Below are 20,560 nucleotides of genomic sequence, written 5' to 3'. Positions count from 1 at the left end.
AATTTAACCAATGAGCAACATCACCATCGTCCTTGCCGCCGATACCGGCTATGCCGAGCAGGTTCATACCCTGATGAAATCCGTCTGTACGCACAATACAGGTGTCAATTTCTACCTTATGCATAACACTTTCAGGAAAGAATGGATTAACTATACCAACCAAAAACTTGCTGCCAGCGGCAACCGTCTGAATGACGTTAAAATCGAAATGGACTTCAGCCAATATCGCCGCCTGTCCCATATTTCGGATGCCGCATTTTTCCGCCTGATGATGCAGCACCTGCCCGTCGACCGCGCCCTTTATCTCGACAGCGATATGGTGGTTACCCAATCCCTGCACGATTTGTTCAACCTCGATATGCGCGGCTATCCCGTCGCCGCCGTACAAGATTCCTATCTTGCCCGTACCGATTGGAACCATCCGACCGGCCTGCACACCACACCCTATTTCAATTCCGGCATGCTGCTGGCCGATTTGGGTCAATGGCGCAAACACAATATCGCGGAGCAACTGCTGCAAACCGCCGCCACCATTGATAAAGCCGTCCCCTATGGTGACCAATGCTTTCTAAACACCGTATTTCAAGAAAACTGGCTGCAATTGGAAGAATCTTGGAATTACCAAACCGGCGCCAGAAGATTTTTCCAAACATACGACCTTGATGAAATGTTCCCTCTGCCGGATACCGCCCCGCCCGTCATCCATTACACCACACGCGCCAAACCGTGGTTGTGCGATTACGGCAAGATTCCTTTTGAAGAAATCTATTGGCAATACTATTGCGCCGACTGGCCGGAAGCGTAGTCGCAGACAGGGAATACCCTTCCCTTGCCTCAATTGACCTTAAAACAACCCATCATCAAAAACAAAAGGCTGTCTGAAATCGTTTCAGACGGCCTTTAAGCCATAAAAAAACAGGCAGAATATTCTACCTGTTTTGTGTTCAAACCCGACTGTAAAGTAAGCATTGCCACCCTCAGCCGGCGTCATCGTTATCCGATTAAATACCGCGCAACAATTCATTCACGCTAGTTTTTGCACGGGTTTGCGCATCCACGCGTTTGACGATAACCGCGCAATAGAGGCTGTGGCTGCCGTCTTTGGAAGGCATGCTGCCGGATACGACAACCGAACCTGCCGGTACGCGGCCTTGATAGATTTCGCCGGTCGTACGGTCAAAGATTTTGGTGGATTGGCCGATGAACACGCCCATGGAAATCACGCTGCCTTCTTCGACAATCACGCCTTCAACGATTTCAGAACGCGCACCGATGAAGCAGTTGTCTTCAATAATGGTCGGGCTGGCTTGCAGAGGCTCGAGTACACCGCCGATGCCGACGCCGCCGCTCAAGTGCACGTTTTTACCGATTTGCGCGCAAGAGCCGACAGTCGCCCAAGTATCGACCATCGCACCTTCGTCAACGTATGCGCCGATGTTGACATAAGAAGGCATCAACACGACATTTTTCGCCACAAAGCTGCCGCGGCGGGCAACCGCACCCGGAACTGCGCGGAAACCGGCAGTGCGGAATTCGTCTTCCGACCAGTCGGCAAATTTAGTCGGCACTTTGTCAAAGTATTTGTTCACGCCGTCGTTGAGGATTTCATTGTCCTGAATGCGGAAAGACAGCAATACGGCTTTTTTCGCCCATTCGTTAACTTTCCATTCGCCCACGCCCAAACGCTCGGCAACGCGCAGTTTGCCGGAGTCGAGTTGATGAATGGTTTCCAAAACCGCTTCACGCACTTCCGGGGTAACGGTATTCGGATTGATTTCGGCACGGTTTTCAAAAGCCGTTTCAATGATGTTTTGCAAAGACATGTTGATTCCTTCAAGAGATCAGGGCCGTCTGAAACCTATTCAGGCCACCCTATTACAAATTTTTAACTCGTTATTTTGCCATGTAAAAGCGATTTCGTCAGCTATTAACATGATGAGCGCCGCGCGTTACACGGCCGGATTTCGGCTAAGCCAAGATTTTCAGACGGCCTGTTCACGTGAATGGAATAGCATTTATTTTCTAACTGATTTTCCAGCTACGATATGCAAGCTGTCGATTCTGCCGACACGCCGTGCCGATAAATCAATTACCGCCAATCTTTTGTAGAAGATTTTCAGCCACCACGCCGCATTCAATATTCCGCTTTAACGGTTTCGCGTTCCATTCTTTCAAGGCCGTCTGAAAGTCAGCAAAATCCATCAATCGCGAACCGAAACGGCGCATATGTTCCGTATCCTGCTGACAGTCTATCAGCGCAACGCCCAAATCCGCCAAAAATGGGACGGCGCAGGCAAACGCAATCTTGGACGCATCGGGACGCAAGGCAAACATCGACTCGCCATAAAACACGCAGCCGATTTGCACGCCGTAAAACCCGCCAGCCAACTGCATTTCGCCTTGCTCGTCCGGCAGCCAACATTCAAACGAATGCGCATGCCCCTGATGGTGCAGCTTCAAATAGGCCGTCTGAAACGCAGGTTCTATCCACGTTCCGTCCTGTTCCGGACGCGGCACATCGGCGCAATGTGCAATCACTTTTTCAAAACAGCGGTTGACCGTTACCCGATACGGCTTGTTGCGCAAAGTTTTGGCGAGCGAACGACCGATATGCAGGCTTTCCGGCACAATCACGGCTCGCGGCGCAACCGCATACCAAAAAAACCAACCGTCGCGGCTAAACCACGGAAAAATCCCCTGTCCATACGCCGACAGCAGCCGCCCCGTATCCAAATCGCCGCTAACGCCGACCAAGCCGTCGCATTCGGCTAAAGCGTAAGACGGGTCGGGGAAACGATAATCCCGTGGCGCAAGAAAAGGAATCTTCATCGTAAAGCCCATAAAGTTTCAGACGGCCTCAGGCTGAAAATGCCCAAGGCCGTCTGAAAAATCAACATACAAACTGATTAACGTTTAGTTTTGGTTTGGCATTCGCCGCATACGCCGTACATATACAGCGCGTGATCGACGATGCGGTAGCCGTTTTCTTCGGCGATTTTGTCTTGCAGCGCTTCGATTTCCGGATTGTGGAATTCGGTTACTTCGCCACATTTCACGCAAACGATGTGGTCGTGGTGATCGCCTTTGTCCAATTCGTAAACCGCTTTGCCGGTTTCAAAATGGTGGCGTTGCAAAATACCGGCCTGTTCAAACTGGGTCAGCACACGGTAAATCGTCGCCACGCCGATTTCCACGCCCTCTTCCAACAGGATGCGGTACACATCTTCCGCACTCAAATGCTCCTCGGCATGAGTTTCAAACAAGTCCAAAATTTTCAAACGTGGACCCGTAACTTTCAAACCACTGTCTTTCAATTGCGCAATGTTGCTGAATTTTTCCATAATATTCAATATCCCTGTAAGGTAATAACCGTTATAATACGCACTTTCCGCCCGTTTGCCCACTATTGGGCCGTTAAAGGACGGCAATCTGCCGCCGGTCTTGCAATTGAAAATCGGCGAAAAGAAAAATTAAGAAGATGATTATCGTTTGCTTTTTAAAAATATTCAAGCGATGATAAACATCTTTCCCGAAATGACACAGAAAGGTAAGCCCGTGAATAAAGCCTTATGCCTTGCCATCGCCGCTATTTTAGGTCTGGCCTCATGCAGTGCCGAGCGCGTATCCAACTTTCCATCCTACAAACTCAAAATCATTCAAGGTAACGAGCTCAATCCCCGCGCCGTGGTTTCCCTGCGCCAAGGTATGACCCGCGACCAAGTCCAACTGCTGCTCGGTACGCCGCTCCTGCGCGACGCCTTCCATGCCGACCGCTGGGATTACACTTTCAACACCAGCCGCAACGGCATCATCAAAGAACAAAGCAACCTGACCCTGTACTTTGAAAACGACGTCCTCGCACGCGCCGAAGGCGATGCCATTCAAAAATCCATCGAAGCGGTTCAAGCCGGACAAAACATCGTTCCGACCACCGAAACCAAGCCGCAATAAGGAAGCCCCATGAGCGCATTGAAAATCGCCATCGCCGGCGTCAACGGCCGCATGGGTCGCGTTTTGGTTGAAGCAGTCAACAACCATCCCGACACCGTCCTCTCCGGCGCACTCGAGCATTCCGGTTCGGAAGTATTGGGTTTGGATGCAGGCTTCGCCTCCGGCCTCAAAACCGGCGTCGCCATTTCAGACGACGTGGACGCCGTACTGGCTCAAAGCGATGTCCTCATCGACTTTACCCGCCCCGAGCCAACCCTGAAACACCTGCAAAAATGCGTGGAAAAAGGCGTCAACATCATCATCGGTACGACCGGTTTCGACGACGCAGGCAAAGCCGCCATCCAAGCCGCAGGCGAAAAAACAGGCGTTGTCTTCGCCGCCAACTTCAGCGTCGGCGTCAACCTGACCTTCCACATCCTCGACACCGTCGCCCGCGTATTGAACGAAGGCTACGACATCGAAATCATCGAAGGCCACCACCGCCACAAAGTCGATGCCCCAAGCGGCACCGCGTTGCGCATGGGTGAAGTCATTGCCAACGCACTCGGCCGCGACCTCAAAGAATGCGCCGTTTACGGCCGCGAAGGCCACACCGGCCCGCGCGATCTGTCCACCATCGGTTTTGCCACCGTCCGCGCAGGCGACATCGTCGGCGACCATACCGCCCTCTTCGCCACCGACGGCGAGCGCGTGGAAATCACCCACAAAGCCAGCAGCCGCATGACCTTTGCCGCCGGTGCCGTACGCGCCGCAGTTTGGGCAAACGGCAAAAAAGGCCTGTACGATATGCAAGACGTACTGGGTTTGAAAAACCGATAAACCCGCATTATCAGGTTTCATCCCTGACAAGGCCGTCTGAAAGCACAACGTCGATTTTCAGACGGCCTTATTAAAAAGAAAGCCCCACCATGTCCTATCAACAAATCACCATCAACGTCAACGATGCCGTCGCCGAACGCCTTGCTGACGCGCTGATGGAACACGGCGCATTGTCTGCCGCCATTGAAGATGCCTACGCCGGTACAGAAAACGAGCAGGCCATTTTCGGCGAGCCGGGCATGCCGACCGAGCAAATCTGGCAACAAAGCAAAGTCATCGCCCTTTTCGGCGAAAGCGACGATACCGCTTCCATTATCGAAGCCGCCGCGCAGGAATGCGGTTTGAACGATTTGAAATCCACCGGCGAAATCCTTGAAGATCAAGACTGGGTACGCCTGACCCAAGCGCAATTTGACCCGATTCAAATTTCCGACCGCCTGTGGATTACCCCGTCTTGGCACGAAGCGCCCAATGGCAACGCCGTCAACCTGCAACTCGACCCGGGCCTTGCCTTCGGCACCGGCAGCCATCCGACCACCCGCCTCTGCCTCAAATGGCTCGACACGCAGCTCAAAGGCGGAGAAAGCGTATTGGACTACGGCTGTGGCTCCGGCATTTTGGCCATTGCCGCCCTCAAACTCGGCGCAGGTTCCGCCATCGGCGTAGACATTGACGAACAAGCCATCCGCGCCAGCAAAGACAATGCCGCGCAAAACAACGTCGACGCTCAGTTCTACCTGCCGGACGGCCTGCCGCAAGGCCAATTTGATGTCGTTGTCGCCAACATTCTGGCCAACCCGCTGCGTATGCTCGGCGAAATGCTTGCCGCACGCACCAAACAAGGCGGCCGCATTGTCTTGTCCGGCCTTTTGGACGAACAAGTCGAAGAACTCAGCGGCATTTACAGCCAATGGTTCGACATCGAGCCTGCCGAAATCGAAGAAGGCTGGGCGCGATTGAGCGGCGTCAAACGCTAAAGTTGTTTTCCGATACAAAGGCCGTCTGAAATTTAAGCTTTCAGACGGCCTTTTTGCACTTAAAACGCTGAATATTCCAGCAAAATCAGGTATAATTGCCTATTATTTTGACCTTTCGGAACACATCCGCCGCGCCCATTTGACATTTCATTGCGCGCACGGAAAAATTCCTTGAAATTCAGCAAGAAAAGACCATGACTGACCAAAAACACGAAGAATACGGCGCCGACAGCATACAAGTGCTGGAAGGCTTGGAAGCGGTACGCAAACGCCCCGGTATGTATATCGGCGACACGCAGGACGGCAGCGGCCTGCACCACATGGTGTTCGAGGTGCTCGACAACGCCATTGACGAAGCGCTCGCCGGACATTGCGACAAAATCACCGTGACCATCCATGCCGACAATTCCGTCAGCGTGGCCGACAACGGCCGCGGCATGCCGACCGGCATCCACCCGAAAGAAGGCCGCTCCGCCGCCGAAGTCATCATGACCGTCTTGCACGCAGGCGGCAAATTCGACAACAACAGCTACAAAATCTCCGGCGGCCTGCACGGCGTGGGCGTATCCGTCGTCAACGCACTGTCCGACTGGGTAACGCTGACCATCTACCGCGACGGCAAAGAACACTTCGTCCGCTTCGTACGCGGCGAAACCGAAGAGCCGTTGAAGGTTGTCGGCGATTCCGACAAAAAAGGCACAACCGTGCGCTTCCTCGCCAGCGCGGAAACCTTCGGCAATGTCGAATACAGCTTCGACATCCTTGCCAAACGCATCCGCGAGCTTTCCTTCCTGAACAACGGCGTGGACATCGAGCTGACCGACGAACGCGACGGCAAACACGAAAGCTTCGCCCTCTCCGGCGGCGTGGCCGGCTTCGTGCAATACATGAACCGCAAAAAAACGCCGTTGCACGAAAAAATCTTCTACGCGTTCGGCGAAAAAGACGGCATGAGCGTCGAATGCGCGATGCAGTGGAACGACAGCTACCAAGAAAGCGTGCAATGTTTCACCAATAACATTCCGCAACGCGACGGCGGTACGCACCTGACCGCACTGCGCCAAGTGATGACCCGTACCATCAACAACTATATCGAAGCCAACGAAGTGGCCAAAAAAGCCAAAGTGGAAACCGCCGGCGACGATATGCGCGAAGGCCTAACCTGCGTTTTGTCCGTCAAACTGCCCGATCCGAAATTCTCATCGCAAACCAAAGACAAACTGGTTTCCAGCGAAATCGGCCCCGTCGTCAACGAAGTCATCAACCAAGCCCTGACCGACTTCCTTGAAGAAAACCCAACCGAAGCCAAAATCATCACCAGCAAAATCGTCGATGCCGCCCGCGCACGCGAAGCCGCACGAAAAGCACGCGAAATTACCCGCCGCAAAGGCGTGATGGACGGTTTGGGCCTGCCGGGCAAACTGGCCGACTGCCAAGAAAAAGACCCTGCCCTGTCCGAACTCTATCTCGTCGAGGGCGACTCCGCAGGCGGCTCCGCCATGCAGGGCCGCGACCGCAAATTCCAAGCGATTTTGCCGCTCAAAGGTAAGATTTTGAACGTCGAAAAAGCACGTTTTGAAAAAATGCTGGCCAGCCAAGAAGTCGCCACGCTGATTACCGCTCTAGGCGCAGGCATCGGCAAAGAAGAATTCAATGCCGAAAAACTGCGCTACCACCGCATCATCATCATGACCGATGCCGATGTGGACGGCGCGCACATCCGCACCCTGCTCCTGACCTTCTTCTACCGCCAAATGCCCGAGCTGGTCGAACGCGGCTACATCTACATCGCCCAGCCGCCTTTGTACAAAGCCAAATACGGCAAACAAGAGCGCTATCTCAAAGACGAATTGGAAAAAGACCAATGGCTGCTCGGTCTAGCCTTGGAAAAAGCCAAAATCGTTTCAGACGGCCGCACCATCGAAGGCGAAGAGCTTGCCGATACCGCCAAACAATTCCTGTTGGCCAAAACCGTCATCGAGCAAGAAAGCCGCATCATTGACGAACTCGTCCTGCACGCCATGCTGCACGCTTCGCCGGTCGACCTCAGTACAGCAGAAAGCGCAGACCGCGCCGTTGCCGAATTGAGCGGCCTCTTGGACGAAAAAGAAGTCGCACTCGAACGCATCGAAGGCCACGAAGGACACCAGTTCATCAAAATCACACGCAAGCTGCACGGCAATGTGATGGTGAGCTACCTCGAGCCTAAATTCCTCAACAGCAAAGCTTATCAAACCCTTACCCAAACCGCCGCCGCACTCAAAGGCATGGTCGGTAAAGGAGCGAAGCTCTACAAAGGCGACAACGAATACGACATCGACAGCTTTGAAGCCGCTTTGGACATCTTGATGAGCGTTGCCCAAAAAGGCATGTCCATCCAACGATACAAAGGCTTGGGCGAGATGAACCCGGAACAACTTTGGGAAACCACGATGGATCCCACCGTCCGCCGCCTCCTGAAAGTCCGCATCGAAGACGCCATTGCCGCCGACGAAGTGTTCGTCACCCTGATGGGCGACGAAGTCGAACCGCGCCGCGCCTTCATCGAAAACAACGCCCTGCTGGCACAAAACATTGACGCCTAAGCATGGAAAGATAAAAGGCCGTCTGAAAAACGATTTTCAGACGGCCTTTTTGTTTTTTTGTATTTTATTCACAATATTCTTTTTATAATCCAAAGTCCGATAACTTTTTGTTTTTACTTTCAAGTAAATCATGAATAAATTGCGGTTCTATTTCTAATAATGATTTTACAGTATCATGGATTTCCCAATACCGTTTACTTGGATAGTCAATAATATGCTGTAGATACTCCTTAATGAGTGGCACATACTCTATAAACTGCATTTTCGTGACCAGCCAAAACAACTCACTGATAGAAAAATCTGCCGATGATGCTTTACGAATAATTCTAGCCACAGGAGGAAAGATTTTCTGACGTGCATCATCACCTTTTTGCTGACTCTGATCTGCTTTAGATGCCCAGTAACTGATAAAAGCAGACAAGATATGCCGATCTGTATCATCATAACCATGTAAACGATGATCAATCATTCCCTCTGCCTCCCCTTTCTCAAACATCAAAACCAAAGTATCAAAGCCTTCATCAATACCCCAGTGAGCAAGCAGGCGCGCTGAATCAAATTGCAATACCTCATTTTCATTGGATAGCAATTCGATTAATCCATCTATCCTCTCTTGCGGCACATCCTCCAAGTCAAGCTCTTCAGGAATCGTCGTATAGTCCACATTTTCCGGTACGCTATACAGCAAAAAATCTATTTTTTTCTCATCCATTAATTTGACCCTTAGGCAACTTACTTAAGCCGCGTATTCTAGTAGAGCGTTCCAACTGATTCGGATTCGAGACAATCCAAATACCCCGTTTGAAACGCTCCAATCTGCTTCCGCTTTATTCCGTTTTCCCCAAAATCATCGCATCGCCATAGCTGAAAAAGCGGTATTCCTGTTCCACGGCATGGCGGTAAACGCTGCGGATATGCTCCATGCCCGAAAACGCGCTGACGAGCATCAGCAAGGTTGATTTGGGCAGGTGGAAATTGGTAATCAATCGGTCGGCAACATTGAAGCGGTAGCCCGGCGTAATGAAAATATCGGTATCGCCGCGACCGGCTTTCAAACGGCCTGTTTCGCGTGCGGCGGATTCCAAGGCGCGCATGGAGGTTGTGCCCACTGCCCACACTTTGTTGCCGCGCGCTTTGGCGGCTTCAACGGCGGCAACGGTCTCGGTCGGTACGTCAAACCACTCGCTGTGCATTTTGTGTTCTTCAATTTTATCGACGCGCACGGGTTGGAATGTACCGGCACCGACGTGCAGGGTTACTTCTGCGGTTTCTACGCCTTTGGCTTTCAGACGGCCCAATAATTCATCGGTAAAGTGCAAGCCTGCCGTCGGTGCGGCCACTGCGCCTTGATATTTGGCGTACACGGTCTGATAGCGGCTGTCGTCTTCATCATCGGCCGCGCGTTCGATATAAGGCGGCAAGGGCAGATGGCCGTTTTGCTCTAAAAGTTCGTAAACGGTTTGCGCGCCTTCAAATTTCAGGCAAAACAATTCTTCCGCACGCTCCAGCATGACGGCGCGGATATCGCCTTCAAAAATCAATTCTGTACCCGGTTTCGGCGATTTGGACGAGCGGATATGCGCCAATGCGGTATGCGCGTCCAATACCCGTTCAATCAGGGCTTCGATTTTGCCGCCGCTGGCTTTTTGGCCGAACAGGCGCGCCTTCATCACTTTAGTATTGTTAAACACCAGCACATCGCCCGGTGCGACATAATCGGGTAAATCGCCGAAATGTTTGTCTTCAATCGGCAATGTGGGCAAGGCAACCAGAAGCCTGCTGCTGCCGCGCACTTCCGGCGGATGCTGGGCAATCAGTTTTTCGGGCAATTCAAAATCAAAATCGGAAATATCCATTGTCGTGCATAATTTAAAAAAACAGGCGCCATTATACGCGCAAAGTGGGTTTTCAGACGGCATGTTTTGTCGAAAAACCAATAAATTAGAATAAACGCTCTTGAGGAAATCACTTTTTAACGAAAATCAGCGTTCCTTTCTTTTTTCGCCGAAAAACGCCTTTTTTCTATCTTTTACTGGACATTTACCGACAAGTTCGGGAAAATAACCGGATTCATTTCTCAGGCTCCGCCCTGTTCCGACATTATTTAAACGCCGGATGGCAAACCTGCCTTCCGACGTCTCAGGAAATCATCTAAAACCACTGCGGCGCATACCTAATATGCACTTTATATGCCGCGCAAAAAAGGAAAAGCAATGGATTTGCGTAAATTAAAAAAACTGATTGATTTGGTCGAAGAATCAGGCATTGCAGAAATTGAAGTTACCGAAGGCGAAGAAAAAGTCCGCATTACGCGCACCACTGCCGCCGCAGCTCCCGTTTATGCTGCTCCGGTACCTGCCGCAGCCGCTCCGGTTGCCGCGCCTGCCGCTGCTCCGGCTGCAGCCGCTCCGGCCGCCGCCCCTGCCGCTCGCGATTTGTCCAACGCGCAAAAATCGCCTATGGTCGGTACGTTCTACCGCGCCCCCGGCCCGAACGCCGCCGCTTTCGTCGAAGTCGGCCAACAAGTCAAAGCCGGCGATACTTTGTGCATCATCGAAGCCATGAAGCTGATGAACGAAATCGAAGCCGAGAAATCCGGTGTCGTTAAAGAAATTCTGGTTGAAAACGGTACTCCGGTCGAATACGGCGAGCCGCTCTTCATCATTGAATAATCCGCTTTTTCAGACGGCCTTTAGCTTTAAGGCCGTCTGAAATTCCTTTTCTGTTCATCAAGGACAAACCATGCGTCTGATTTTGGCTATTTTCTTGCCATGGTTGCAGTTTTCACCATCGGCCGTCCGTTTGCAGGCATCATCTGTCTGATTCTGCAATGTACGCTGATCGGCTGGATACCGGCAGCCATGTGGTCGGTTTACGCCTTGAGCCAATATAAAACCGACCAAAAAATCCGCAACGCATTAGGCGGCCGCCGAGGCCGTCTGAACCATCCGGAAAGATTATCATGCTGAAAAAAGTATTGATCGCCAATCGGGGCGAAATCGCCCTGCGCGTCCTGCGTGCCTGCCGTGAAATGGGCATCGCCACCGTCGCCGTCCATTCCGAAGCCGACAAAGACAGCCTGCACGTCAAACTCGCCGACGAATCCGTGTGCATCGGCCCTGCCGCATCCGCACAAAGCTACCTCAACATCCCGGCCCTCATCGCAGCTGCCGAAGTAACCGAAGCCGACGGCATCCACCCCGGCTACGGCTTCCTCGCCGAAAACGCCAATTTTGCCGAACAAGTCGAACAATCCGGCTTTGTCTTCATCGGCCCTAAAGCCGATACCATCCGCCTGATGGGCGACAAAGTATCCGCCAAACACGCCATGATTGAAGCCGGCGTACCTTGCGTTCCCGGCTCTGACGGCGCATTGCCGGACGACGGCGAAGAAATCCTCAAAATCGCCGATAAAGTCGGTTATCCCGTCATTATCAAAGCCTCTGGCGGCGGCGGCGGTCGCGGTATGCGCGTCGTCGAGAAAAAAGAAGACCTCCTCCAGTCTGTCGAAATGACCAAAGCCGAAGCAGGCGCGGCATTCGGCAACCCGATGGTTTACATGGAACGCTACCTGCAACGTCCGCGCCACGTCGAAATCCAAGTGATTGCCGATGAACACGGCAACGCTATCTACCTCGCCGAGCGCGACTGCTCCATGCAGCGCCGCCACCAAAAAGTCATCGAAGAAGCACCGGCCCCGTTCATCACTGAAGAAGAACGCGCCAAAATTGGCAAAGCCTGTGCCGACGCTTGCAAACGCATCGGTTATCGCGGCGCAGGTACGTTTGAATTCCTGTACGAAGACGGCGAATTCTTCTTTATCGAGATGAACACACGCGTTCAGGTTGAGCATCCGGTTACCGAGCTCATCACCGGCGTGGACATCGTCCAAGAGCAATTGCGCATCGCATCCGGCCTGCCTTTGCAATACAAACAGGAAGACATTCAAGTCGAAGGCCATGCGTTTGAGTGCCGTATCAACGCCGAAGACCCGTACAACTTCATTCCAAGTCCGGGTCTGATTGAAAGCTGCCACCTGCCCGGCGGCTTCGGTGTCCGCGTTGACAGCCATATTTACCAAGGCTACCGCATCCCTCCTTACTACGACAGCCTGATCGGCAAAGTCTGTGTCGTTGGTAAAGACCGCGACCAAGCCATGGCCAAAATGCGCGTTGCCCTCGATGAGCTGGCGATTACCGGCATCAAAACCAATACGCCGCTGCACCGCGACTTGTTCAGCGATCCGGGTTTCCAAAAAGGTGGCGTCAGCATCCACTACTTGGAACACTGGCTGGAAGAACGCAAAGCCAAACAAGCTAAATAATCCCTTGTTTTGACTAAAAATCAGGCCGTCTGAAACGCAAAATAAAGTTTCAGACGGCCTTTTTTATAACACCATCATTTATAAAAACAAACAATATTAGATTATTAATTAATAATATTAATTCTAAATCGGTTTCATAGTTCCAATAGCTAAAACCTTTCTGTATAGTTTGATTCATAGCTTAACGCAAACTATATTTAAATATTGATATTGAAAATTTATTATATTTTGTATAGAAGCATTCCGTCTTGGAAACCATTTCATCAACCTATAACAACTTCACAAAGGAAATCACTATGTCTATCTCTAAATGCCCAGTCACCCATCTGACCATGAACAACGGCGCGCCCGTTGCCGACAATCAAAACAGCCTGACCGCCGGCCCACGCGGCCCGCTGCTGGCGCAGGATTTGTGGCTGAATGAAAAACTTGCCGACTTCGTGCGCGAAGTTATCCCTGAACGCCGTATGCACGCCAAAGGTTCAGGCGCGTTCGGTACGTTTACCGTGACACACGACATCACAAAATACACCCGCGCCAAAATCTTCAGCGACGTCGGTAAGAAAACCGAGATGTTTGCCCGTTTCACCACCGTAGCAGGCGAACGCGGCGCAGCCGATGCAGAACGCGACATCCGCGGCTTTGCGTTGAAGTTTTATACCGAAGAAGGCAACTGGGATATGGTCGGCAACAACACGCCCGTGTTCTTCCTGCGCGACCCGCGTAAATTCCCAGACCTGAACAAAGCCGTCAAACGCGACCCGCGCACCAATATGCGCTCCGCCACAAACAACTGGGACTTCTGGACGCTGCTGCCCGAAGCCCTACACCAAGTTACTATCGTCATGAGCGACCGCGGCATCCCCGCCAGCTACCGCCATATGCACGGCTTCGGTTCGCATACTTACAGCTTCTGGAACGAAGCGGGCGAACGTTTTTGGGTGAAATTCCATTTCCGCAGCCAGCAAGGCATTAAAAACCTGACCAACGAAGAGGCCGCAAAAATCATTGCCGACGACCGCGAAAGCCACCAGCGCGACCTGTACGAAGCCATCGAACGCGGCGAGTTTCCGAAATGGACGATGTACATCCAAGTCATGCCTGAAGCCGATGCGGAAAAAGTGCCGTATCATCCTTTCGATTTGACCAAAGTTTGGCCGAAAAAAGACTATCCGCTGATCGAAGTGGGCGAATTCGAGTTGAACCGCAATCCCGAAAACTTCTTCGCCGATGTGGAACAATCCGCCTTCGCCCCGAGCAACCTGGTTCCCGGCATCGGCGCCAGCCCCGACAAAATGCTGCAAGCCCGTTTGTTCAATTACGCTGATGCGCAGCGCTACCGTTTGGGCGTAAACTTCCGCCAAATTCCCGTCAACCGCCCGCGTTGCCCCGTCCACAGCAACCAGCGCGATGGACAAGGCCGCGCCGACGGCAACTACGGCAGCCTGCCGCACTACGAACCCAACAGCTTCGGCCAATGGCAACAACAGCCCGACTTCGCCGAACCGCCTTTGAAAATCAGCGGCGACGCGGCGCACTGGGACTACCGCCAAGACGATGACGACTATTTCAGTCAACCGCGCGCCTTGTTCAACCTGATGAACGACGCGCAGAAACAGGCTTTGTTCGACAACACCGCCGCAGCCATGGGCGACGCGCCTGACTTCATCAAATACCGCCATATCCGCAACTGCTACCGTTGCGATCCGGCATACGGTGAAGGCGTAGCCAAAGCCCTTGGACTGACTGTCGAAGATGCCCAAGCGGCACGAGCTAACGACCCGGCTTTAGGTCAACCTGGTTTGCTGTAAGGAGGCATTATGTGGATAGAAATTGAAGAAATCTTGTCTCAAGCTGTCCGATACAGCCGTTCGAGCAAAAAGTAACGGTTTAGATCATTAATCAGGCCGTCTGAAACGCAAAATAAAGTTTCAGACGGCCTTCTTTGATGATGAAGTTTATTTGATTGCTTCTGTTTCAATGGAAATAGCTACCCTTATTTCTCCGTAAATCATGGCATTCGCCTCACCATCTCACGCTTTCCACTGGCAAATAAAAAAACCGCACGGCTGATTACCGTGCGGTTTTGCTTTTTGTCTGAAGGTTTCAGACGGCCTTACAGCATGCCGCCCATACCACCCATGCCGCCCATATCAGGCGTAGCAGGTTTTTCTTCAGGGATTTCAGCGATCATGCAGTCTGTGGTCAGCATCAGGCCGGCGATCGATGCGGCGTGTTGCAGCGCGGAACGGGTTACTTTGGCAGGGTCGAGTACGCCCATTTCGATCATGTCGCCGTATTCGCCGGAGCCTGCGTTGTAACCGTAGTTGCCTTTGCCTTCCAACACTTTGTTCACAACCACGCTAGGTTCGCCGCCTGCGTTGGCAACGATTTGGCGCAGAGGAGACTCAACGGCGCGCAAGACGATTTGTACGCCTGCTTCTTGGTCAGCATTTGCCACTAAAATCTCACGGTCAAGAATTTTATCATCAGCAAACCCTTCCATACTAGATTTAGTATTTTTCATTGCTGCTTGCAAATGTGCAGGAACTTGGCCTCCTAACACAGAATCAATCCGTACTCGTTGAATTGCTTGCTTAGCACGCAACAGGGCTACGCCGCCGCCGGCAACCACGCCTTCTTCAACGGCTGCGCGGGTAGCGTGCAACGCGTCTTCCACGCGGTCTTTTTTCTCTTTCATTTCCACTTCGGTAGCGGCACCGACTTTGATGACTGCCACGCCGCCTGCCAATTTAGCCACGCGCTCTTGCAGTTTTTCTTTGTCGTATTCGCTGGTTGCGGTTTCAATTTGTTGGCGGATTTCGGCAACACGCGCTTCGATTTGGGCAGCGTCGCCGAAGCCGTCGATGATGGTGGTGTTTTCTTTACCGATTTCGATGCGTTTGGCTTGACCCAAGTCGTCCAAAGTCGCTTTTTCCAGAGACAGGCCGACCTCTTCGGAAATCACCACGCCGCCGGTCAGGATGGCGATGTCTTGCAACATGGCTTTGCGGCGGTCGCCGAAGCCAGGGGCTTTCACGGCAACGGTTTTCAGGATGCCGCGGATGTTGTTCACCACCAAAGTCGCCAAGGCTTCGCCTTCTACGTCTTCAGCGATAATCAACAGCGGACGGCTGGCTTTGGCCACTTGTTCCAAAACAGGCAACAAGTCGCGGATGTTGCTGATTTTTTTGTCGAACAACAATACAAACGGATTGTCCAAAGCAGCGATTTGTTTTTCAGCATCGTTAATGAAGTAAGGAGACAGGTAGCCGCGGTCGAACTGCATACCTTCAACTACGTCCAGCTCGTTTTCCAAAGACTTGCCGTCTTCAACGGTAATCACGCCTTCTTTGCCGACTTTTTCCATCGCTTCGGCGATAATCGCGCCGACTTGTTCGTCAGAATTGGCAGAAATAGAGCCGACTTGGGCGATTTCTTTAGAAGTATCGCAAGGTTTGGCGATGTTTTTCAGCTCGTCAACCAAAGCGGCAACGGCTTTATCGATACCGCGTTTCAGGTCGGTCGGGTTCATGCCTGCGGTAACGTATTTCATGCCTTCGGCAACGATGGATTGCGCCAATACGGTTGCAGTAGTGGTACCGTCGCCGGCCACATCGTTGGTTTTAGAAGCAACTTCTTTCACCATTTGCGCGCCCATGTTTTCGAATTTGTCTTTCAATTCGATTTCTTTTGCAACAGACACACCGTCTTTAGTGATGTGCGGGCCGCCGAAAGCGCGGTCTAGTACCACGTTGCGGCCTTTAGGGCCCAAAGTTACACGTACGGCGTTTGCCAATACATTGACGCCGTTTACCATTTTTTGGCGAACTTCATTGCCGAATTGTACGTCTTTTGCTGCCATTTAAATTCTCCAAATCAATATTAAAAATCTGTTTGAGGCCGTCTGAAAACTTCATGTTTGATTCAGACGGCCTTTGGTTCTGAAACTTAATTCAACAATTATTCAACGATACCGAAGATGTCTTCTTCACGCATTACCAACAGCTCTTCGCCGTCGGCTTTTACAGTTTGGCCGCTGTATTTGCCGAAAATCACTTTGTCGCCGACTTTGACATCCAGCGGACGGCGCGCGCCGTCTTTACCGATTTTGCCCGCACCCACGGCGATCACTTCGCCCATGTCGGGTTTTTCAGCAGCCGCACCCGGCAAAACGATGCCGGAGGCAGTTTTTTCTTCAGCTTCTAAGCGTTTGACGACTACGCGGTCGTGTAAAGGGCGGATGGTCATGTCTTAATGCTCCGATAAATAAATAGATTGAAAACAATTGTCTGTCGGACATGACAGACACGGTTTGCTTGAAAATAGCGGCACACTTAGTAGAAAGCCTGCCGTAATGGCGGGTAGATTTGGGTTGTTTGCGACAAATTCAAGGGAAAAAGTAAAAAATTCTATGCAGCCTTTCCAAATATTTTCATACGCAAAAATGCCCGATCACTTATTTTTCAGACGGCCTGATACACAAACTGCAAAATTCGTTTAAAAACAACACAATTCCTTTACAAATGCAACACAACTCTTTACAACTATTTCTTTTTAATGCATTATTATAAATGATGATTATTCTTAATTGCATATTTTAAAGATAATTTCTCTTTATTTGCTTTTATTTTTTATTACTGTCATTTTATTAAGGACATTTCTCAATGAATACGCCCCTGTTTCGACTGAGCCTGCTGTCACTGACACTGGCGGCCGGTTTTGCACACGCAGAAAATGAAGCCAAAGACAATGTTGTGCTTGATACCGTTACCGTTAAAGGTGACCGTCAAGGCAGCAAGATCAAAACCAATATCGTCACTCTTCGTCAAAAAGACGAAAGCACGGCAACCGATTTGCGCGAATTATTAAAAGAAGAACCAGCCATCGACTTCGGCGGCGGCAACGGCTCATCTCAATTCCTGACACTGCGCGGCATGGGTCAAAACTCGGTGGATATTAAGGTGGACAATGCCTATTCCGACAGCCAAATACTGTATCACCAAGGCCGTTTCATCATCGACCCTGCGTTGGTCAAAATCGTCTCCGTACAGAAAGGCGCAGGCTCCGCATCTGCCGGTATCGGCGCGACCAACGGTGCGATTATTACCAAAACCGTCGATGCCCAAGACTTGCTAAAAGGTTTGGACAAAAACTGGGGTGTACGCCTCAACAGCGGCTATGCCTCTAATGACGGCGTAAGCTACGGCGCAAGCGTGTTCGGAAAAGCCGGCAACTTCGACGGTTTGTTCTCTTACAGCCGCAACGATGAAAAAAATTACGAACCCGGCAAAGGCTATACAAACAGCAACGGCGGTAAAACCGTACCATTCAGCGCGCTGGACAAGCGCAGCTATCTTGCCAAAATCGGCGCAAACTTCGGCGATCACCGCTTAGTGTTAAGCCACATGAATGATCAGCACCGAGGCATCCGCACCGTCCGTGAAGAATTTACCGCCACCGACAACCCTCGTTTGAGCTTAGCACGCCAAGCCCCGACCTACCGTGAAACCAGCCTCTCCAACACCAATTTGGCATGGACGGCGAACAATTTGGGCTTTGTCGAAAAACTGGACGCCAACGCCTATCTCATGAAAAACGAACGCTATTCCGCCGATGACAGCAAAAACGGCTACGCAGGCAATCTGCCCGGCCCGAACACGACCGTTATCGAAACCAAAGGCGCGAATTTCAATCTGGACAGCCGCATTGGCGAGAACACATTGATCAAATACGGCGTCAACTACCGTCATCAAGAAATCAAACCGCCGGTATTCTTCAGCGCAGCCTTAAGCAATCCGAAGAAAAGCGATGCCGGCATTTACGCTGAAGCCATCCACGACATCGGCGACTTTACCCTTACAGGCGGCTTGCGCTACGACCATTTCGACATCAAAACCCATGACGGTAAATCCGTTTCCGACGGCACAGTCAACCCGAGCTTCGGCGTGATTTGGCAACCGCATGAATACTGGAGTTTCAGTGCCAGCCACAACTACGCATCCCGCAGCCCGCGTCTTTACGATGCGATGCGTCAACATGGTCGCGGAAATTCCATCACATCGATTGCAGACGGCACCAAAGCCGAACGCGCCCGCAATACCGAAATCGGCTTCAACTACAACAACGGCAGCTTTGCCGCCAACGGTAGCTATTTCTGGCAAAAAATTAAAGATGCCGTCGCAGGTCCGCAGCAACGCCATGATGCTGCTGGCAACCCGATTGCAGGCGTTCGCGAAATCGTCAATGCAGGCTACATCAAAAACCAAGGCTATGAATTGGGCGCATCCTACCGCACAGGCGGCCTGATGGCGAAAGTCGGCGTAAGCCACAGCAAACCGCGCATCTACGACACCCATCCTGAAAACCTGTTAAGCGCAAACCCCGAATTTGCCGTACAGACCGGCCGTACTTGGACGACCTCCCTCTCCTACCGCTTCCAAAATCCAGATTTGGAAATCGGCTGGCGTGGTCGCTACCTACAAAAAGCCTCCGGCTCTGTGTTGGTACGCGACAAGGGTGAAGTCAAACGCAAAGGCTACGGCGTAAACGATGTATTCGCCAACTGGAAACCTCTGGGCAAAGACACGCTCAATGTCAACTTTGCCGTCAACAACGTGTTTAACAAGTTCTACTATCCGCACAGCCAACGCGGTGAAACCTTGCCGGGTATCGGCCGCGATGTCCGCTTGGGTGTAAACTACCGCTTCTAAGCAATCAGCTTGAAAAAGCCGTCTGAAAACAAAAGTTTTCAGACGGCATCTAGCTTTATAATCCGATACAAGTTATCATTTCGATTTACTTTATTTCCGACTACGGAGAAACTCTATGTTACGTTTGACCGCTTTAGCCGTATGCTGCACCCTCGCTTTGGGTGCGTGTTCACCGAAAGATTCTGCTTCCAATCAGGCGCAAACTGCTTCCGCTTCTGCCGCCCAAACCGAAGGTGCAGGCCTGACCGTGAAAACGGCGCGCGGCGATGCGAAAGTGCCGCAAAATCCGGAGCGTATCGCCGTTTACGATTTGGGTATGCTCGACACTTTAAGCAAATTGGGCGTGAAAACCGGTTTATCCATCGATAAAAACCAGCTGCCTTATTTGGACGAATATTTCAAAACCACGAAACCTGCCGGTACGCTGTTTGAGCCTGACTACGAAGCCTTAAACGCTTACAAACCGCAGCTCATCATCATCGGCAGCCGCGCAGCCAAAGCGTTTGACAAGTTGAACGCCATTGCGCCGACCATCGAAATGACCGCCGAAACCGCCAATCTGAAAGAAAGCTCAAAAGAGCGCATCGACGCGCTGGCGCAAATCTTCGGCAAACAGGCCGAAGCGGACAAGCTGAAAGCGGAAATCGATGCTTCGTTTGAAGCGGCGAAAACTGCTGCGCAAGGCAAAGGCAAGGGTTTGGTGGTATTGGTCAACGGCGGTAAGATGTCGGCTTTCGGCCCTTCCTCACGTTTGGGCGGTTGGTTGCATAAAGATATCGGCATTCCTGCTGTTGATGAATCGATTAAAGAAGGCAGCCACGGCCAGCCTATCAGCTTTGAATACCTGAAAGAGAAAAACCCTGATTGGCTGTTTGTTTTGGACCGCGGCGCGGCCATCGGCGAAGAAGGTCAGGCGGCAAAAGATGTGTTGAACAATCCGCTGGTTGCCGAAACGACCGCTTGGAAAAAAGGCCAAGTTGTGTACCTTGTGCCGGAAACCTATCTGGCAGCTGGCGGCGCACAAGAATTGCTGAACGCTTCCAAACAGGTAAGCGATGCGTTTAATGCAGCCAAGTAATTCGGCGCGGGCATAGCCGCCCGCTTCTTTCAGACGGCCTGAACGGTTTGATGATGCACAGGATCAAGTTGCTTGATCTGAAGTCATTGGATTTAGGCCGTCTGAAAATACAT

17 protein-coding genes and 1 pseudogene are annotated in these 20,560 nt (G+C 51.7%); 11 read left to right on the top strand and 7 right to left on the bottom strand.

Features of this window, described 5'->3' with window-relative positions; translation table 11 throughout:
* Window positions 1-10 precede the first annotated feature (10 nt).
* Window positions 11-805 carry a glycosyltransferase family 8 protein gene (locus HMPREF2551_RS00460; protein WP_070836751.1) on the top strand — a complete coding sequence of 265 codons (795 nt, stop codon included), beginning with the start codon at window positions 11-13 and terminating at the stop codon, window positions 803-805.
* A gap of 196 nt (window positions 806-1,001) precedes the next feature.
* On the opposite strand, the gene dapD is transcribed toward HMPREF2551_RS00460, so the two are convergent.
* From dapD to fur, 3 genes are all read right to left on the bottom strand, one after another.
* Entirely contained in the window at window positions 1,002-1,823 is an 822-nt protein-coding gene (gene dapD / locus HMPREF2551_RS00455; RefSeq protein ID WP_070836750.1) for a 2,3,4,5-tetrahydropyridine-2,6-dicarboxylate N-succinyltransferase, read from the bottom strand.
* Between the two features lie 262 nt (window positions 1,824-2,085).
* On the bottom strand, window positions 2,086-2,829 hold the full coding sequence (gene aat, locus HMPREF2551_RS00450; RefSeq protein WP_070836913.1) for a leucyl/phenylalanyl-tRNA--protein transferase: 744 nt from the start codon (window positions 2,827-2,829) through the stop codon (window positions 2,086-2,088).
* Between the two features lie 77 nt (window positions 2,830-2,906).
* Window positions 2,907-3,404 carry a ferric iron uptake transcriptional regulator gene (gene fur / locus HMPREF2551_RS00445; RefSeq protein ID WP_003682812.1) on the bottom strand — a complete coding sequence of 166 codons (498 nt, stop codon included), beginning with the start codon at window positions 3,402-3,404 and terminating at the stop codon, window positions 2,907-2,909.
* A 151-nt stretch (window positions 3,405-3,555) separates the two neighbouring features.
* Between fur and HMPREF2551_RS00440 the strand changes: the two genes are divergently transcribed.
* The 4 genes from HMPREF2551_RS00440 (at window position 3,556) to gyrB (ending at window position 8,332) form a co-directional block, all read left to right on the top strand.
* Window positions 3,556-3,951 (top strand): outer membrane protein assembly factor BamE, encoded by a 396-nt coding sequence (locus tag HMPREF2551_RS00440; RefSeq protein ID WP_049333683.1) that lies wholly within the window; start codon window positions 3,556-3,558, stop codon window positions 3,949-3,951.
* A 9-nt stretch (window positions 3,952-3,960) separates the two neighbouring features.
* Window positions 3,961-4,770: a 4-hydroxy-tetrahydrodipicolinate reductase gene (gene dapB, locus HMPREF2551_RS00435; RefSeq protein ID WP_070836749.1), complete on the top strand. Its 810-nt coding sequence runs from the start codon at window positions 3,961-3,963 to the stop codon at window positions 4,768-4,770.
* A gap of 89 nt (window positions 4,771-4,859) precedes the next feature.
* Window positions 4,860-5,747: a 50S ribosomal protein L11 methyltransferase gene (gene prmA / locus HMPREF2551_RS00430; RefSeq protein WP_070836748.1), complete on the top strand. Its 888-nt coding sequence runs from the start codon at window positions 4,860-4,862 to the stop codon at window positions 5,745-5,747.
* A gap of 194 nt (window positions 5,748-5,941) precedes the next feature.
* A complete protein-coding gene (gene gyrB, locus HMPREF2551_RS00425) occupies window positions 5,942-8,332 on the top strand; it encodes a DNA topoisomerase (ATP-hydrolyzing) subunit B (RefSeq protein WP_070836747.1) in 2,391 nt (796 codons plus the stop codon).
* A gap of 82 nt (window positions 8,333-8,414) precedes the next feature.
* Here the strand turns inward: gyrB and HMPREF2551_RS00420 are convergent, their stop codons facing one another.
* The gene (locus HMPREF2551_RS00420; protein ID WP_049347850.1) at window positions 8,415-9,044 is read right to left on the bottom strand and encodes a hypothetical protein; all 630 of its coding nucleotides are present in this window, start codon (window positions 9,042-9,044) and stop codon (window positions 8,415-8,417) included.
* Window positions 9,045-9,159: 115 nt separating this feature from the next.
* Window positions 9,160-10,188, bottom strand: a complete 1,029-nt coding sequence (gene queA / locus HMPREF2551_RS00415; RefSeq protein ID WP_070836746.1) for a tRNA preQ1(34) S-adenosylmethionine ribosyltransferase-isomerase QueA — start codon at window positions 10,186-10,188, stop codon at window positions 9,160-9,162.
* 357 nt (window positions 10,189-10,545) lie between these two features.
* Here queA and accB point away from each other — a divergent pair, with 357 nt between their 5' ends.
* The 4 genes and pseudogenes from accB to katA all read left to right on the top strand — a co-directional run bounded on the left by accB (window position 10,546) and on the right by katA (window position 14,467).
* Complete coding sequence (gene accB / locus HMPREF2551_RS00410) at window positions 10,546-11,004, top strand: acetyl-CoA carboxylase biotin carboxyl carrier protein (RefSeq protein ID WP_070836745.1); 459 nt, start codon at window positions 10,546-10,548, stop codon at window positions 11,002-11,004.
* Between the two features lie 70 nt (window positions 11,005-11,074).
* Window positions 11,075-11,301, top strand: a pseudogene (locus HMPREF2551_RS00405) (YqaE/Pmp3 family membrane protein).
* Window positions 11,295-12,656, top strand: a complete 1,362-nt coding sequence (gene accC / locus HMPREF2551_RS00400) for an acetyl-CoA carboxylase biotin carboxylase subunit (protein ID WP_070836744.1) — start codon at window positions 11,295-11,297, stop codon at window positions 12,654-12,656. Before HMPREF2551_RS00405 ends, accC begins: the two are co-directional and overlap by 7 nt.
* A 296-nt stretch (window positions 12,657-12,952) precedes the next feature.
* Window positions 12,953-14,467, top strand: a complete 1,515-nt coding sequence (gene katA, locus HMPREF2551_RS00395) for a catalase KatA (protein ID WP_070836743.1) — start codon at window positions 12,953-12,955, stop codon at window positions 14,465-14,467.
* 305 nt (window positions 14,468-14,772) lie between these two features.
* Here the strand turns inward: katA and groL are convergent, their stop codons facing one another.
* A complete protein-coding gene (gene groL / locus HMPREF2551_RS00390) occupies window positions 14,773-16,521 on the bottom strand; it encodes a chaperonin GroEL (RefSeq protein ID WP_070836742.1) in 1,749 nt (582 codons plus the stop codon).
* 98 nt (window positions 16,522-16,619) lie between these two features.
* Window positions 16,620-16,907 carry a co-chaperone GroES gene (gene groES / locus HMPREF2551_RS00385; RefSeq protein ID WP_003744509.1) on the bottom strand — a complete coding sequence of 96 codons (288 nt, stop codon included), beginning with the start codon at window positions 16,905-16,907 and terminating at the stop codon, window positions 16,620-16,622.
* 416 nt (window positions 16,908-17,323) lie between these two features.
* Between groES and HMPREF2551_RS00380 the strand changes: the two genes are divergently transcribed.
* Window positions 17,324-19,369: a TonB-dependent siderophore receptor gene (locus HMPREF2551_RS00380; protein WP_070836741.1), complete on the top strand. Its 2,046-nt coding sequence runs from the start codon at window positions 17,324-17,326 to the stop codon at window positions 19,367-19,369.
* Between the two features lie 115 nt (window positions 19,370-19,484).
* Window positions 19,485-20,447, top strand: a complete 963-nt coding sequence (locus tag HMPREF2551_RS00375) for a siderophore ABC transporter substrate-binding protein (RefSeq protein ID WP_070836740.1) — start codon at window positions 19,485-19,487, stop codon at window positions 20,445-20,447.
* The last annotated feature ends 113 nt before the right edge of the window (window positions 20,448-20,560 follow it).

Origin of the sequence: Neisseria sp. HMSC066H01 (assembly GCF_001837375.1) — a bacterium.
Classification (GTDB): Bacteria; Pseudomonadota; Gammaproteobacteria; order Burkholderiales; family Neisseriaceae; genus Neisseria.
This window is presented reverse-complemented; position numbering and strand designations above follow the sequence as displayed.